Raw genomic sequence first — 717 nt, forward strand, 5'->3', positions numbered from 1 at the left:
GCCAACCCAGCAGATGCGCGCCGGCAGGCCCTGGAAGCTGATGCGCTCGCGGGCCATGTCCAGCCAGCGGTGCAGGTGGGCGTCGTCGGGGATCAGTTCCTTGACCTTGGCGTCGGTCTTGTAGATGTCTTGCGCATCGCCCGACAGCGCAGCCCAGCGGAACGGGCCGATGCCGCGGCAGAACAGCGGGCGGATGTAGGCCGGCACGAAGCCTGGGAAGTCGAAGGCATTGGCCACGCCCTCTTCCTTGGCCATCTGGCGGATGTTGTTGCCGTAGTCGAAGGTCGGCACGCCTTGCTTCTGGAAGTCCAGCATGGCTTGCACGTGCACGGCCATGGACTGCTTGGCGGCCTTGACCACGGCGGCCGGCTCGGTCTGCGCGCGGTCGCGGTACTGCTCCCAGGTCCAGCCGGCTGGCAGGTAGCCGTTGAGCGGGTCGTGGGCGCTGGTCTGGTCGGTGACCATGTCCGGGCGCACGCCACGCTTGACCAGCTCTGGCAGGATTTCGGCGGCGTTGCCGTGCAGGGCGATGGAGATGGCCTTGCCTTCGGCGGTGTACTTGGCGATGCGCGCCAGGGCGTCATCGAGGTCGCTGGCCTGTTCGTCGACGTAGCGGGTTTCCAGGCGGAAGTCGATGCGGCTCTGCTGGCATTCGATGTTCAGCGAGCAGGCACCGGCCAGGGTCGCGGCCAGTGGCTGGGCGCCGCCCATGCCGCC

The 717-nt window shown here is 68.1% G+C and carries 1 protein-coding gene; it reads right to left on the bottom strand.

What is annotated here, in order from left to right; all coding sequences use genetic code 11:
• A partial coding sequence (locus L6D75_RS27165; protein WP_476748326.1) for a urocanate hydratase family protein occupies positions 1-717 on the bottom strand: 717 nt, incomplete at both ends.

Source organism: Pseudomonas faucium, assembly GCF_021602585.1.
Taxonomy (GTDB): domain Bacteria; phylum Pseudomonadota; class Gammaproteobacteria; order Pseudomonadales; family Pseudomonadaceae; genus Aquipseudomonas; species Aquipseudomonas faucium.